Source organism: Curtobacterium sp. MCBD17_019 (assembly GCF_003234555.1).
Lineage (GTDB): Bacteria > Actinomycetota > Actinomycetes > Actinomycetales > Microbacteriaceae > Curtobacterium.
In genome coordinates this window covers 1-13,594 of record NZ_QKTT01000005.1, presented here as the reverse complement: position 1 = coordinate 13,594, position 13,594 = coordinate 1, and the positions used below count along the sequence as shown (strand labels likewise).

General features: G+C 71.2%; 14 protein-coding genes, 1 tRNA gene and 1 riboswitch. Of the genes, 7 read left to right on the top strand and 8 right to left on the bottom strand.

Annotation, left to right across the window (positions count from 1 at the left end):
• Positions 1-26 precede the first annotated feature (26 nt).
• Positions 27-112: riboswitch (ZMP/ZTP riboswitch) on the top strand.
• Between the two features lie 35 nt (positions 113-147).
• Both glyA and DEI82_RS06165 read left to right on the top strand, forming a co-directional pair.
• Positions 148-1,446 carry a serine hydroxymethyltransferase gene (gene glyA, locus DEI82_RS06170; protein ID WP_284183573.1) on the top strand — a complete coding sequence of 433 codons (1,299 nt, stop codon included), beginning with the start codon at positions 148-150 and terminating at the stop codon, positions 1,444-1,446.
• A 29-nt stretch (positions 1,447-1,475) separates the two neighbouring features.
• Positions 1,476-2,396, top strand: coding sequence for a bifunctional methylenetetrahydrofolate dehydrogenase/methenyltetrahydrofolate cyclohydrolase (locus DEI82_RS06165; protein ID WP_111036326.1), 921 nt, complete (start codon positions 1,476-1,478; stop codon positions 2,394-2,396).
• Between the two features lie 134 nt (positions 2,397-2,530).
• Here the strand turns inward: DEI82_RS06165 and galK are convergent, their stop codons facing one another.
• The gene (gene galK / locus DEI82_RS06160) at positions 2,531-3,676 is read right to left on the bottom strand and encodes a galactokinase (RefSeq protein ID WP_111036135.1); all 1,146 of its coding nucleotides are present in this window, start codon (positions 3,674-3,676) and stop codon (positions 2,531-2,533) included.
• The gene (galT, locus tag DEI82_RS06155; protein WP_111011513.1) at positions 3,673-4,776 is read right to left on the bottom strand and encodes a galactose-1-phosphate uridylyltransferase; all 1,104 of its coding nucleotides are present in this window, start codon (positions 4,774-4,776) and stop codon (positions 3,673-3,675) included. Before galT ends, galK begins: the two co-directional genes overlap by 4 nt.
• A gap of 89 nt (positions 4,777-4,865) precedes the next feature.
• Between galT and DEI82_RS06150 the strand changes: the two genes are divergently transcribed.
• Both DEI82_RS06150 and DEI82_RS06145 read left to right on the top strand, forming a co-directional pair.
• Positions 4,866-5,714 carry a DeoR/GlpR family DNA-binding transcription regulator gene (locus tag DEI82_RS06150; protein ID WP_111036325.1) on the top strand — a complete coding sequence of 283 codons (849 nt, stop codon included), beginning with the start codon at positions 4,866-4,868 and terminating at the stop codon, positions 5,712-5,714.
• On the top strand, positions 5,711-6,646 hold the full coding sequence (locus DEI82_RS06145) for an aldose 1-epimerase family protein (protein ID WP_111036134.1): 936 nt from the start codon (positions 5,711-5,713) through the stop codon (positions 6,644-6,646). The genes DEI82_RS06150 and DEI82_RS06145 overlap by 4 nt, the downstream gene beginning before the upstream one ends.
• A 48-nt stretch (positions 6,647-6,694) precedes the next feature.
• On the opposite strand, the gene DEI82_RS06140 is transcribed toward DEI82_RS06145, so the two are convergent.
• From DEI82_RS06140 to DEI82_RS06130, 3 genes are all read right to left on the bottom strand, one after another.
• A complete protein-coding gene (locus tag DEI82_RS06140; protein WP_111036133.1) occupies positions 6,695-7,012 on the bottom strand; it encodes a hypothetical protein in 318 nt (105 codons plus the stop codon).
• A 283-nt stretch (positions 7,013-7,295) separates the two neighbouring features.
• The gene (locus DEI82_RS06135) at positions 7,296-7,499 is read right to left on the bottom strand and encodes a cold-shock protein (protein ID WP_111011681.1); all 204 of its coding nucleotides are present in this window, start codon (positions 7,497-7,499) and stop codon (positions 7,296-7,298) included.
• 212 nt (positions 7,500-7,711) lie between these two features.
• A tRNA-Lys gene (locus tag DEI82_RS06130) sits at positions 7,712-7,784 on the bottom strand.
• 78 nt (positions 7,785-7,862) lie between these two features.
• On the opposite strand from DEI82_RS06130, the gene DEI82_RS06125 reads away from it, so the two are divergent.
• The 3 genes from DEI82_RS06125 to DEI82_RS06115 all read left to right on the top strand — a co-directional run bounded on the left by DEI82_RS06125 (position 7,863) and on the right by DEI82_RS06115 (position 10,598).
• Positions 7,863-8,492 carry a DNA-directed RNA polymerase subunit beta gene (locus tag DEI82_RS06125; protein ID WP_111011682.1) on the top strand — a complete coding sequence of 210 codons (630 nt, stop codon included), beginning with the start codon at positions 7,863-7,865 and terminating at the stop codon, positions 8,490-8,492.
• Positions 8,493-9,108: 616 nt separating this feature from the next.
• A complete protein-coding gene (gene sigK, locus DEI82_RS06120; protein WP_111011683.1) occupies positions 9,109-9,711 on the top strand; it encodes an ECF RNA polymerase sigma factor SigK in 603 nt (200 codons plus the stop codon).
• Positions 9,708-10,598, top strand: coding sequence for an anti-sigma factor (locus DEI82_RS06115; RefSeq protein ID WP_111036132.1), 891 nt, complete (start codon positions 9,708-9,710; stop codon positions 10,596-10,598). The genes sigK and DEI82_RS06115 overlap by 4 nt, the downstream gene beginning before the upstream one ends.
• A 93-nt stretch (positions 10,599-10,691) precedes the next feature.
• Here DEI82_RS06115 and pstB read toward each other — a convergent pair whose 3' ends face one another.
• The 3 genes from pstB to pstC are packed head-to-tail and all read right to left on the bottom strand — an operon-like array spanning position 10,692 to position 13,568.
• Positions 10,692-11,471, bottom strand: a complete 780-nt coding sequence (pstB, locus tag DEI82_RS06110) for a phosphate ABC transporter ATP-binding protein PstB (protein WP_111013078.1) — start codon at positions 11,469-11,471, stop codon at positions 10,692-10,694.
• 50 nt (positions 11,472-11,521) lie between these two features.
• Complete coding sequence (pstA, locus tag DEI82_RS06105; RefSeq protein WP_111011686.1) at positions 11,522-12,601, bottom strand: phosphate ABC transporter permease PstA; 1,080 nt, start codon at positions 12,599-12,601, stop codon at positions 11,522-11,524.
• A 16-nt stretch (positions 12,602-12,617) separates the two neighbouring features.
• A complete protein-coding gene (gene pstC / locus DEI82_RS06100; RefSeq protein WP_111036131.1) occupies positions 12,618-13,568 on the bottom strand; it encodes a phosphate ABC transporter permease subunit PstC in 951 nt (316 codons plus the stop codon).
• Positions 13,569-13,594 lie beyond the last annotated feature (26 nt).

Here is a 13,594-nt window from a genome sequence, read left to right as displayed (position 1 = left end):
GCCCGGGAGGCCTGCCTTGGTACGATCCCTGCTGTCGCGACTGGCGTTGGATGGGTCACCATCGGGGAGCGGCAACAGACACGGATCGCGGCCGTACGCCTGGGCCACGAGACCCGACCGTTCCGTGAACGACCACGAGGAGCCACCGTGTCCATCTCCGAGCCCAGCGCCGCCACGTCCGACCGCCTGCCGTCCACCTTCAACGCCCCGCTCGCCGAGGTCGACCCGGAGATCGCCCGGGTCCTCGAGCTCGAGCTCGGGCGCCAGCGCGATTACCTCGAGATGATCGCGTCCGAGAACTTCGTGCCCCGCGCGGTGCTCGAGTCGCAGGGCTCCGTCCTGACGAACAAGTACGCCGAGGGCTACCCGGGCAAGCGCTACTACGGCGGATGCGAGTTCGTCGACATCGCCGAGCAGCTGGCGATCGACCGGGCGAAGGCACTGTTCGGCGCCGCGTACGCGAACGTCCAGCCGCACTCCGGCGCCCAGGCGAACGCGGCCGTGCTGCACGCGCTCGCCTCCGCCGGGGACACCATCCTCGGGCTCGAGCTCGCGCACGGCGGGCACCTCACCCACGGCATGAAGCTCAACTTCTCGGGGCGGCTCTACAACGCCGTGGCCTACGGCGTCGACCCGGAGACCTTCGAGGTCGACTACGACGACATCCGCGCGAAGGCGCTCGAGCACCGGCCGAAGGTCATCATCGCCGGGTGGTCGGCGTACCCGCGGCAGCTCGACTTCGCGACGTTCCGGGCGATCGCCGACGAGGTCGACGCCAAGCTCTGGGTCGACATGGCGCACTTCGCCGGGCTCGTCGCCGCGGGCCTCCACCCGTCGCCGCTGCCGCACGCGCACGTCGTGTCCTCGACCGTCCACAAGACCCTCGCCGGGCCGCGGTCGGGCGTGATCCTGTCGAACGACGAATCGCTGTTCAAGAAGCTCAACTCGGCCGTGTTCCCCGGGCAGCAGGGCGGGCCGCTCATGCACGTCATCGCGGCGAAGGCCACGGCGTTCAAGCTCGCGGCCGAGCCCGAGTTCAAGGACCGCCAGGAGCGCACCGTCCGCGGCGCCAAGATCCTCGCCGAGCGCCTGACGCAGCCCGACGCCAAGGCAGCGGGCATCGACGTCCTGACCGGCGGGACCGACGTGCACCTCGTGCTCGTCGACCTGCGCGCGTCCGAGGTCGACGGCAAGCAGGCCGAGGACCTCCTCCACGAGGTCGGCATCACCGTGAACCGCAACAGCGTGCCGTTCGACCCGCGGCCGCCGATGGTGACCTCGGGCGTCCGGATCGGCACGCCCGCCCTCGCCACCCGCGGGTTCGGCGACGCGGAGTTCACCGAGGTCGCGGACGTCATCGCGGCCACGCTCATGCCGGAGCCGGACATCGCCGCGCTCTCGGCCCGGGTGAAGGCCCTGACCGCCGCGTTCCCGCTGTACGCGTGAGCGACACCGGCACGGCGGCGGAGCACGAGCTGCCGCCGCTCCCGCGCGACCGCTTCGACGCCGACGGCACGGCGATCCGGGTCGACGGCGCCGCGTTGGCCGCTCGCGTTCGGGGCGAACTCCGGACCCGCGTGGCACGACTGCACGAGCACGGCGTGCGCCCCGGACTCGGGACGATCCTGGTGGGCGAGAACCCCGGTTCGCTGTCCTACGTGGCCGGCAAGCACCGTGACTCGGCCGAGATCGGCATCGAGTCGGTGCGGATCGACCTGCCCGCGACGGCGTCGGCGGCCGACATCCGCGCGGCGATCCTGCAGATGAACGACGACCCCGCGGTCACCGCGTTCATCGTGCAGCTCCCGCTGCCCGAGGGCATCGACCCGACGCCGATGCTCGAGCTCATGGACCCGCACAAGGACGCCGACGGCCTCCACCCGACGAACCTCGGTGAGCTCGTGCTCGCGGTGCCGGGAGGCGCGGGGACGATCGACGCGCCGCTCCCGTGCACGCCGCGCGCCATCGTCGAGATGCTCCGCGCGTACGACGTCCCGATCCGAGGACAGCACGTCACGATCATCGGGCAGGGGCTGACCGTCGGACGACCCCTCGGGCTCCTCCTCACCCGGCTCGAGGCGACGGCCACGCTGACGCACTCGCTCACGTCCGACGTCGCGGCGGAGACCCGACGGGCGGACATCGTCGTCGCGGCCGCTGGTGTCGCGGGTCTGGTGCAGCCCGACTGGGTGCGCCCTGGTGCGGCGGTCATCGACGTCGGGATCACCCGCGTCGTCGACCCCGAGACGGGTCGGGCGAAGCTCCGTGGCGACGTCGACCCCGCCGTGGCGTCCGTGGCCGGGTTCCTGTCGCCGGTGCCGGGCGGCGTCGGGCCGATGACCCGGGCGATGCTCATGAAGAACGTCGTCGAGGCCGCCGAGCGCCACCGGCACTGAGCTCGCCGCGCCGGCCGTCGGCGTCGAACACGCCGATGCCGTTCGAACACCGGGATCCCCGTGTTCGAGCGGCATCACGCGGTTCGATCTCGCTGCTGGTCGGCGCCGTGGGAGCGTCGTCCCGACCGCCGGCGCTACGCGTCGTGCCGGGCACCCTCGTCGGCGTGCACGGTGAACACGGTGGGCGCCGTGTGCCCGGCCGCGGCGAAGGCGGCGGTGACCGCGTCCGCGATCGTGTCCCGGGCCTCCCGGTCGACGAGCGCGATGGCGGCGCCACCGAACCCGCCCCCCGTCATGCGGGCACCGACGGCGCCGTGCTCGAGCGCGGTCTCCACCGCGAGGTCGAGTTCGGCGACCGAGATCTCGAAGTCGTCGCGCATCGACGCGTGCGACGCGACGAGCAGGTCGCCGATCGCGCGTGGACCCTGCTCGCGCAGCGTGCGGACGGTGTCGAGGACACGCTGGTCCTCGGTGACGACGTGCCGGACGCGGCGGAAGGTCTCGTCATCGAGGAGCTCCTGCGCGCGGGGGAGGTCGTCGACGGACAGGTCGCGGAGCGCGGACACGCCCATCACCGAGGCCCCCCGCTCGCAGGACGCCCGACGTGCGGCGTAGCCCCCGGTGGCGTGGGCGTGCTGGACGTGCGTGTCGATGACGAGCAGCTCGAGCCCCGCGGCGTCGAAGCCGAGGTCGACGACCTCTGCCTCGAGCGATCGACAGTCGAGGAACACGGCCGCGTCCTGGCGGCCGAGCAGCGACGCCGATTGGTCCATGATGCCCGTGGGTGCCCCGACCGCCTTGTTCTCGGCCCACTGCCCGACGCGCGCGAGCTCCTGCCGGTCGAGGCCGAGGCCCCACAGCTCGTCGAACGCCAGCGCGACGCCGCACTCGATCGCGGCGCTCGACGACAACCCCGCCCCGACCGGGACCTCGGAGTGGATGAAGACGTCGAGCCCTGTCGCGCCGGACAGGTCCGCCCCCCGGTCCTGCAGGGCCCAGGCGATCCCGAACACGTACGCCGACCAGCCGTCCATGTCGGCAGGGTCGAGCGCGTCGAGTGAGCGCTCCTGCACGCCGCCCTCCGGGTCGAACGACGACGCGACGCGGAGCAGCCGGTCGTCGCGCACGCGGATGTCGGCGACGGTGCGGCGGTCGATCGCGAACGGCAGGACGTACCCGTCGTTGTAGTCGGTGTGCTCGCCGATCAGGTTCACCCGGCCCGGTGCCGAGTACCGCGTGGTCGGCTCCGCGCCGAAGACGCTCTGGAAGTCGGTGGTCATACGCGTTCGATCCCTCCTCGGATGAACTCGGCCTGGGCCTCGGGCACGACGTCGCCGATCCAGGCGCCCATCGCGGCCTCGCTGCCGGCCAGGTACTTGAGCTTCGTCTCCGCACGCCGGGGCGACGTGATCTGCAGCATCAACCGGACGGCGTCGCGGCCGATCGACACCGGCGCCTGGTGCCACGCCGCGATGTAGGGCGTGGGGGAGTCGTAGAGGGCGTCGAGGGCCCGTGTCAGGCGCAGGTGCATGTGCGCGAGCTCGTCCTTCTCGGCGTCGGTGAGGCCGGCGAAGTCGGGGACGTGCCGGTGCGGCAGCATGTGGATCTCGAGCGGCCATCGAGCGGCGAAGGGCACGAACGCCGTGAAGTGCTCGCCCGCGAGGACCACCCGGTCCGACGCCCGCTCGTTCGCCAGGTGCTGCTCGAACAGGTCCGGTCCGAAGCGCTCGATCGACGCCAGGAGGCGCTGCGTGCGCGGTGTCACGTACGGGTAGGCGTAGATCTGCCCGTGGGGGTGGTGCAGCGTGACCCCGATCGCCTCGCCGCGGTTCTCGAACGGGAACACCTGCTCGATGCCCGGCATGGCGGACAGTGCGGCCGTGCGGTCGGCCCACGCCTCGACGACGGTCCGGGCGCGGGACTCGGTGATCGACGCGAACGAGCCGCTCGTCTCCGGGCTGAAGCAGACGACCTCGCAGCGCCCGACGGACCGGTACGTGCGGTTGAGGCCGACCTCGGACAGCGCGGCCACCGACGGTGGCGCGTCGTCGGCCTCGAGGTCGGGACCGAACGAGGGTGACTTGTTCTCGAAGACGGCGACGTCGTACCGGCTCGGGATCTCCGACGGGTTCTCGTCCGTCTGGGGCGCGAGCGGGTCGAGGTTGGCCGGCGGCAGGAAGGCGCGGTTCTGTCGAGCCGAGGCGATCGACACCCACTCGCCCGTCAGGACGTCCTGCCGCATGTGCGCCGTGGCGGGACGGGGGTCGAGCACGCGCTCGTCGATGCGACGCTCGGCGGGCAGCTGCGTGTCCGCGTCGTCGAAGTAGATGAGGTCACGACCGTCCGCGAGGGTCGTCGCCCGCTTGGTGATCCCGCTCACTGGTGTTCCTTCCCATCGGTGGACACCGGGCAACCCTACTCCCGGACGAAGGATTGCGAAACGGAACGGAAGCAGACGAAACTGGTGTGATGACCGACCTGTCGCAGCGGGACCCCGACGCGGCGGAGCCGAGCGCGCTGCCGGCCGTCCTGCGCCACGACCGCATCGTCGAACTCATCGAGGAGGCACCGGGCCTCGTCCGGACCGCCGACCTCGCCGCCGCCGTGGGGACCAGTGCGGTGACCGTCCGCGCCGACCTCGCGACCCTCGATGCCGCCGGCCGGATCCGACGTGTGCACGGTGGTGCCCTGCGCCCGGCGCAGCCCGGGCGCGACGAACGCCCCTACGAGGAGACCGCGGTCGAGCACGCCGCCGCGAAGCGGGCGATCGGCCGGGCCGCCGCTGCCCTCGTCCGGTCGGGGGAGTGCGTCGTGCTCGACGTCGGCACCACGCCCGCCGCCGTCGCCGAGGAACTCGTCGCCCGCCGCGACCTCGTCGACGTCACCGTCGTCACGAACTCCCTGACGAACGCGCTCGTGCTCGAGCGGGCCGTGCCCCGGTTCACGGTCGTCGTGACCGGCGGCACGCTGCGTCCCCTGCAGCACTCGCTCGTCTCCCCGTTCGTCGGCACGGTCCTCCCGATGATCGCCGCCGACCTGGCGATCATCGGCTGCACGGGCGTGTCGGTCGAACGCGGCGTCACGAACGTCAACCTGCCGGAGACCGAGGTCAAGCGCCTGCTCGCCGGAGCGGCTCGGCGTACTGTCGTCGTTGCCGACGGGGCGAAGCTCGGTCGGTCCCACATCGGTGTGGTCGGTGCCCTCGACAGCGTCGACGTCCTCGTGACCGCCGGCGTGCGCGGGTTCGACCTCGCCCCCATCCGTGCCGCGGGCGTCCAGGTGCTCGTGGCGGACGATCCCGAGGAGGACCACGCATGAGCGGAGCACCCACCGGCGGCCAGTACCACCTGCGGCACGCCGGACCCGACGGTGTCGTCGAGGCCGACATCACCCAGGTCGCGGCCGGCATCCGGCAGCTCAGCGTGAACGGATTCGCGCTCACCGAGTCGTTCGGTCCGCACGAGATGCCCGCGGGAGCGTGCGGGATCGTCCTCGCCCCGTGGCCGAACCGCGTCGCCGGGGCGACGTGGCAGCTCGACGGCACGACCCAGCAGCTCGACGTCACCGAGCCGAAGTACGGCAACGCCAGCCACGGGCTCCTGCGCTACGCGCCCTACCGCGTCGTCGAGCAGACCGAGTCGACGCTGGTGCAGGAGGCGACGGTGTACCCGCAGCACGGGTGGCCGTTCCTGCTCGAGACCCGCGTGCATCACGAACTCGTCGACGACGGCCTGCGCGTCACGCACGAGATCGTGAATCGGTCCGATCGCCGTGCGCCGTTCGCCGTCGGCAACCACCCGTACCTGCGGGCAGGGGACGCCCCCGTCGAGGAGCTCACCGTCACCCTGGACGCCGCGACCCGGTTCACGACCGACGAGCACAAGGTGCCGGACGGCTCCGAGCCGGTCGACGGGACCCCGTTCGACCTCCGGGGTGGCCGCGTCGTGGGCGAGAGCGACCTCGACACCGCGTACACGGACGTCGCCGCCGACGCCGAGGGCGTGCGACGGACCACCGTCCGGGCGGCCGACGGCGACGGCGTCGAACTCTGGCAGGACGCCTCGTTCCCCTACGTGCAGGTGTTCACCTCGCGCGAGTTCCCCCGCGGCGACGGTGTCGGGCTCGCGCTCGCGGTCGAGCCGATGACCGCGCCCGCGAACGCCCTCAACAGCGGCGAGGGGCTGCGCTGGCTCGAACCGGACGAAGCGTGGACCGGCAGCTGGGGCATCCGCCGGGTCTGGTCGCGGTAGCGGGAGCGGTAGCGCTCGCGGACGCGGGGGAGCGGGCGCGGGGGCGGCTCAGGCGCGGCGCATGCGGAGGGCCTCGACCGCGAGGGACTCGGACGGGTAGCGGCCGATCTCGTCGGCCCAGGCGGGGTCGTCCCCGCGGAGCGCCACGAAGGACTTGCGCTGCCCCTTGACGTACCCGAGCACGCGCGTGGGCGTGTGGACCTCGACGAAGTCCGCGCGGATCCGCCGCGTCGAGACCCGCGCGTTGCGGCGGAGCTCGTCGAGCAGGCGGTCATCGGAGAGCGCGAGGCGCCCCGTGGCCGGGGCCATCGCCCGTCGCGCTGCGCCGGTGGTGCTGGTGTGCGTGTCGTGGATGGGTTCGGTCACGGTGTACCCCGTTCGTCGTTGCTGGTGGTGCCGGTGTCGGGACCCACGTGGTGGATCCGCGAACGACGCTATCGGCGCCTCCCCCTCGAACCACTGAGCGGCAGCTGAACAGTGGACAAGATCAGCCGTGACAGCGCTGAGGAGCGCGTGTACCCCGCTGCGCCCGCCTCGGGCGCGTCGCCCGAGGCGCGGGGACGCCGACCGTGCCCCCGAGCGGACGCCCCGGGAACGACGAAGCGCGGGCCCCGATGAGGGACCCGCGCTCCGAACAGAGACCGGGAGGTCAGATGACGCGGATGTTCTCCGCCTGGAGCCCCTTCGGGCTGGTCGCGACGTCGAACTCGACGCGCTGGTTCTCCTCCAGCGAGCGGTAGCCGCCCGTCTGGATGGCGGAGTAGTGAGCGAAGAGGTCGCCGCTGCCGTCGTCGGCAGCGATGAAGCCGAAACCCTTCTCGGCGTTGAACCACTTGACGATGCCTGTAGCCATGACTGCGTTGTTTCCTTGTTCTGCTGGTGCGGTACGCGTCTGTTCTGCGCATCGACTGTCCGCCCAACCTACGGCATCCGGCCTGACAACGCGACGGTGGATCCGATGGATGTGCGTATTTCATCTGCGGGTCACGGTCCCGTCACCCGGACGGAGACCCGCGCCGCTGCCGCCACCACTCGGAGGGGCGCCCCGGATCGCGTTCGCGACGGTGGGCCCCGTGGGGCTCGAACCCACGACCCTCGGATTAAAAGTCCGGTGCTCTACCGACTGAGCTAGAGGCCCTCGCCCTCCAGCGTATCGGCCGACGGAGCGCCGTCCCACCTGACCACCGTGTTACCGGTCCCGCCTACACTGACGCCGATGCCACGCGACTACCACCGACCCGTGCAGTTCACCGCCGCCGAGTTCGAGGCCATCCAGGGCGGTAACGACCCGGCGCTCATCAACCGTGTCGCGCACGAGACCGCGACGGCGTTGGTGCACCGCGTCCGCACCGATCCGGACCCCGCCGTCGTCGAGCGCCTCGTGACCTACACGGACGTGCACGGGATCGACGCCCTCGCAGAGCTCTGGGCACGGGTCGGCGCACACACCCTGCCCGGCGCGCTCTGGCGGATCTACCTCGTCCGCACCCTGATCCGGCAGAACCCGGACGAGGTCGCGTACCTCTTCGAGCGCGGCACCGAGGCCGTCTCGACGATCGACCAGGCCGTCGCGGGCGCGGAGCAACCGACCGGACCGGCCGAGATCGTCACCCTGGCGGACGAGATCCTCCGCGGCCTGTACACCGGCGACTTCGCGGTCGCGCTCGAGCGCGGAGCGGCGTTCTGCCGCCTGACGGCCGCCGGAGCGACGAGCGTCGCGGACGACGCCGACCTCACGGCGGAGGACCGAGCCAGCGAGCTCACCCGTCGTGCGTTGCGCCTGTCCGAACTCGCCGAGGACCTCGCTGCGGCCGCCGGGTTGTGGCGCCGCGACAGCCTCGACTGACCGCGCCGACGCGCCCGGGGCGCGCGCACGTCCTCTCTGCGTGAACACCCGACGGTGGCCAGGGCGCCTTCGCTACACTCGTCCACGTCGGGCCGCAGTAACCCCGGGCTCCAAAATTCGCCGCTCCGAGCGGCCTCGCGCCGAGAGGCGTTTCTGCGGTCCGGCGTCCACGTCACGACGGGCCCGGCGGTTCCCTCCGCCGGGCCCGTCGTCGTTCCCGCGACCCGGATCATCGGGCGTCCGGTGTCGACGACGGGTCCGCTGGAGCCTGGTGCGGGTGCGGGTGCGGGCGCAGGTGTCGACGGGGCCGCTGTCGTTCGACCTACGCACTGTCGTGTCCGCCGCCCCGGACCTTCTGCCGCCCCGGACCTTCCGCGGCACCCCGCCGGAAGCCCGCCCAATCCGATCCGCGGGGGACGCCGAATCCCTGCTGTGACGGCGGGACGGCCGCTCACCACCGGAACCACCCCGTGCGACCCGGGCCGACGGCCCATTCCCTGCGGGTCGCACGGGGTCCGGTGCCGTCGCCGTCCAGCCGTCATCGACGTACCCGGAACCACCAGCGCGTCGTGGACAACGGCTGCGCTCCGACGCCCTGTGAGGAGGAAAACCTGCGATGCTGACTCTCGTGGAACGCGACACGAACGGCTACGAGGCCCCCTCGTCCCCACTCGTTGCGTCGCCTGACGAACTCCTCACACGCGTCGCCGCTGGCGATCAAGAGGCGTTCGGAGCCCTGTACGACCAGCTCTCGGGCCGCGTCATGGGGCTCATCACGCGGCTGCTCCGAGATCATGCCCAGTCCGAAGAGGTGACGCAAGAGGTCTTCCTCGAGGTCTGGCAGAACGCCAGCCGGTTCGACGCCGCGCGCGGTTCGGCCCCGAGCTGGATCCTGACGATGGCGCACCGACGCGCGGTCGACCGCGTGCGGGCCGCACAGTCCTCGCGTGACCGGGACACGAAGGTGGGCATCCGCGACTTCGAGACGGACTTCGACTCGGTGACCGAGTCGGTCGAGATCCGCATCGAGCACGAGCGGGTGAGCCGGGCGCTCGCCCGCCTCACCGAGTTCCAACGCCAGGCCGTCACCATGGCCTACTACGGCGGCTACTCGCACAGCGAGATGGCCGCGATCCTCGGTGTCCCGATCGGCACCGTGAAGACCCGTCTCCGTGACGGGATGATCCGACTCCGCGACGAGATGGGGGTGAGGTCATGACCATCCGACCCGACGACGTGGCGCTCATGACGGGTTCCTACGCGACCGATGCGGTCGACGCCGTCGAGCGCGCTGCGGTCGACGCGGCGATGGCCGCATCCGACCCGGTGCGTGCCGAGGTGGACTCGCTCCATGAGACCGCACTGCTGCTGGCCTACGCGGTCGAGCCGGTCGAGCCGCCGCGCGACCTCCGGGCCGCGCTCATGGCGAAGATCGCCACGACGCCCCAGCTCCCGGCGCTGCCGGTCGAGGACGCACAGGGCGGCTCGTCCGTGGGTGACCTCGCCGCCGCCGCGCCCGGCTCCGCACAGTCCGTCGCGCCGCAGCCGGTCGCCCGGGAGGCCCGGCACGCGGCCGTCGCGGACGTCACCGCCGCCCCCGCCGGCACGGCGTCGGGGAACGCGCGGGTCCGCTGGTTCCAGCGTCCGGCTCGCGTGGTCCTGGCCGCCGCCGCGGTGGCCGTGATCGCCGGCGGCACCCTCGGGATCCAGTCGCTCGCCGAGCACGAGACCGGACCCGGACAGGGGCAGGTCCAGGCCTCGACGAAGCTCGACCAGATCTACGCCGCCGCGGACTTCCAGCGGGCGTCGACGACGGTCAAGGGTGGAGGCACGGCCACGGTCGTGTGGTCCGACCAGCTCCGCAAGTCCGCCGTGATCTTCAAGGGCGTCAAGGCCGCGCCCGCCGGCAAGACGTACGAACTCTGGTACATCGGGTCCTCGATCACGCCGGCGGGACTCGTCGGCTCGGTCGACGGTGGCACGACGAGCGCGGTGCTCTCCGGCGCCAAGGCGGCGGGCGACACCATCGGCATCACGGTCGAACCCGCCGGGGGCTCGAAGCAGCCGACCACGAAGCCGATCGTGGCGGTACCCACGAGCGCCTGACGACCAGGTCCAGGACGGACGGGAGGCGGTGCACCTGCTGGTGCACCGCCTCCCGTCATCCGCTCTGCCCCGCGGCGCGCGTGGCCGGTGGGATCACCCGAAGCGGCCCGAGACGTAGTCCTCGGTGGCCTGCACGGTCGGGTTCGAGAAGATGTTCGCCGTCTCGCCGTACTCGATGAGGTGACCGGGCTGGCCGGTGCCCGCGATGTTGAAGAACGCGGTCTTGTCGCTGACTCGTGACGCCTGCTGCATGTTGTGCGTCACGATGACGATCGTGTAGTCCTGCTTCAGCTCCTCGATGAGATCCTCGATCGCCAGGGTCGAGATCGGGTCGAGCGCCGAGCAGGGTTCGTCCATGAGCAGGACGTCGGGCTGTACCGCGATCGCCCGAGCGATGCACAGGCGCTGCTGCTGCCCACCGGACAGGCCCATGCCGGGCTTGTCGAGGCGGTCCTTGACCTCGTTCCACAGGTTCGCGCCCTGCAGGGACTTCTCGACGATGTCGTCGGACTCCGAGCGGCTGATGCGCTTGTTGTTGAGCTTGACGCCGGCGAGGACGTTGTCCTTGATCGACATCGTCGGGAACGGGTTGGCGCGCTGGAAGACCATGCCGACCTGTCGACGTACGAGCACCGGGTCGACGCCGGGCGCGTAGAGGTCGTCGCCGTCGATGCGGACCTCGCCCTGCACCGTCGCGCCGGGGATGACCTCGTGCATGCGGTTCAGGGTGCGGAGGAACGTCGACTTGCCACAGCCGGACGGGCCGATGAAGGCGGTGACCGTCCGCGGCTCGATCGTCATCGAGACGTCCTCGACGGCCTTGAACTTGTTGTAGTAGACGTTGAGGCCGGAGACCTCGATGCGCTTGGACACGCTGGTTCCTTCTGGGGTGGGTGGTCGGGTGCCGGTGGCCGGGGGAGTGGCTACCGACCGATCTTGGGTGCGAAGACGCGGGCGATCAAGCGGGCGATGAGGTTGAGCAGCATGACGATGAGGATGAGCACGAGCGCTGCGGTCCAGGCGCGGTCGACGAACGGCACGGGGTTCGCGCCCTGCTGCGAGTACTGCGTGTACGCGAACACGGGCAGCGTCATCATCGGGTTGCCGAACAGGTCGTAGTTCATGCTCGTCGTGAAGCCGGCGGTGACGAGCAGGGGGGCGGTCTCGCCGATGACGCGGGCGATCGCCAGCATGACGCCGGTGGTGATGCCCGCGAGGCTCGTGGGCAGCACGACCTTGACGATGGTGAGCCACTTCGGCACACCGAGGGCGTACGAGGCCTCGCGGAGGTCCATCGGGACGATCTTCAGGACCTCCTCGGTCGACCGGACGACGACGGGGATCATGAGGACCGACAGTGCGACCGACCCGATCGCGCCCGTGCGGGTGCCCGGCCCGACGATGAGCGCGAACAGCGAGTAGGCGAACAGGCCGGCGACGATCGAGGGGATCCCGGTCATGACGTCGACGAAGAACGTGATGCCACGGGCGAGCCAGCCGCGGCCGTACTCGACGAGGTAGATCGAGGTGAGGAGCCCGATCGGCACGCTGATGAGCGTCGCGAGCAGGGTGATCTCGACGGTGCCGACGATGGCGTGCAGTGCGCCGCCGCCCACGGTGATGACGTTGCGCATCGAGTACGTGAAGAACTCGGCGTCGAAGCGGTGCAGCCCCTGGGCGATGACGGTCCAGAGCAGCGACACGAGCGGCAGCACGGCGACGATGAACGCGGTCGCGACGAGCGAGGTGACGAGCCGGTCGATCGCCTTGCGGCCACCCTCGACGATCCGCGAGATCACGACGATGAGGACGTCGAACAGGACGGTCCCGAGGAACAGTGCGCCGACGACGTTGAAGTCCGCGACGGTACCGCCCGCGTTGAGCAGGGCGAAGACGAGGCCGAAGGCGATCCAGCTGCCGGCGAGCAGGATCCAGGGGAACGGCTTCGGGAGCTTGCCCGACGCGTAGACGTTGCCGCGGGCGGGGCGGAGCGCGATGGTCATGGTTCTGGCCTTCCCGTCAGACGACGCGCTTGCGGACGATGAACCGCGCGGCGATGTTGATCACGAGGGTGATGGCGAACAGGATCAGGCCCGATGCGACGAGCGCGTTGAGCCGGACGCCGGACGCCTCGCTGAACTGCAGCGCGATGTTCGCGGCGATGGTGCTCGGGTTGAGCGAGGTGAGCACCTTCGGCGTGACGCTGTTCGACACGGACAGCACGATGGCGACCGCGAGTGTCTCGCCCAGCGCGCGCCCGAGGCCGAGCATGATCGCCGAGACCATGCCGGACCGGGCGAACGGGAACACCGACAGCCGGATCATCTCCCAGCGCGTGGCACCGAGGGCCAGGGCGGCCTCCTCGTTGAGGCGCGGCGCCTGCAGGAAGATCTCGCGCATGACCGCGGTCATGATCGGGATCGTCATGACCGCGAGCACGATCGCCGCCGTCAGGATCGTGCGACCCGTGCCGGACACCTGTCCGGAGAACAGCGGGAACCAGCCGAGGGAGTGGTTGAGGAAGACGTAGAAGGGCTGCACGAAGCGAGCCAGGACCAGGACGCCCCACAGGCCGAACACGACGCTCGGTACGGCGGCGAGCAGGTCGATCACGTACCCGAGCAGGGCGGCCATCCGTCGCGGCGCGTAGTGCGAGATGAAGAGGGCGATGCCGATGGAGATCGGCGTCGCCATGACGAGCGCGAGGAGCGCCGCCCAGACGGTCCCGAAGACGAGGGGACCGACGTAGTCCCAGAAGCCCGTCGCGTCGTTCGGCAGGTCCCCGGGCTTGGCGGAGAACGCCGGGATGCTCTGCCAGACGAGGAACAGGGCGACGAGGGCGAGGACGAGGAGGATGAGCCCGCCGGCCAGGACGGTCGCGGTGGAGAACATGCGGTCGCCGATGCGGACGGTCGCACGCGGCTTCGGGGGCTGCACGGCCTGCGGCTGCGGTGCCGGGGCTGCGGACATGGGGCTCCTGTCGGGGAGGGCGCCGG

What these genes read in the sequence shown, in the direction of transcription:
- sigK (WP_111011683.1), top strand. Translation starts at nt 9,109, where the DNA reads ATGCTGACTCTCGTGGAACGCGACACGAACGGCTACGAGGCCCCCTCG.
- DEI82_RS06135 (WP_111011681.1), bottom strand. Translation starts at nt 7,499, where the DNA reads ATGGCTACAGGCATCGTCAAGTGGTTCAACGCCGAGAAGGGTTTCGGC.
- pstA (WP_111011686.1), bottom strand. Translation starts at nt 12,601, where the DNA reads ATGACCATCGCGCTCCGCCCCGCCCGCGGCAACGTCTACGCGTCGGGC.
- pstC (WP_111036131.1), bottom strand. Translation starts at nt 13,568, where the DNA reads ATGTCCGCAGCCCCGGCACCGCAGCCGCAGGCCGTGCAGCCCCCGAAG.
- DEI82_RS06145 (WP_111036134.1), top strand. Translation starts at nt 5,711, where the DNA reads ATGAGCGGAGCACCCACCGGCGGCCAGTACCACCTGCGGCACGCCGGA.
- DEI82_RS06150 (WP_111036325.1), top strand. Translation starts at nt 4,866, where the DNA reads ATGACCGACCTGTCGCAGCGGGACCCCGACGCGGCGGAGCCGAGCGCG.
- galK (WP_111036135.1), bottom strand. Translation starts at nt 3,676, where the DNA reads ATGACCACCGACTTCCAGAGCGTCTTCGGCGCGGAGCCGACCACGCGG.
- DEI82_RS06115 (WP_111036132.1), top strand. Translation starts at nt 9,708, where the DNA reads ATGACCATCCGACCCGACGACGTGGCGCTCATGACGGGTTCCTACGCG.
- DEI82_RS06125 (WP_111011682.1), top strand. Translation starts at nt 7,863, where the DNA reads ATGCCACGCGACTACCACCGACCCGTGCAGTTCACCGCCGCCGAGTTC.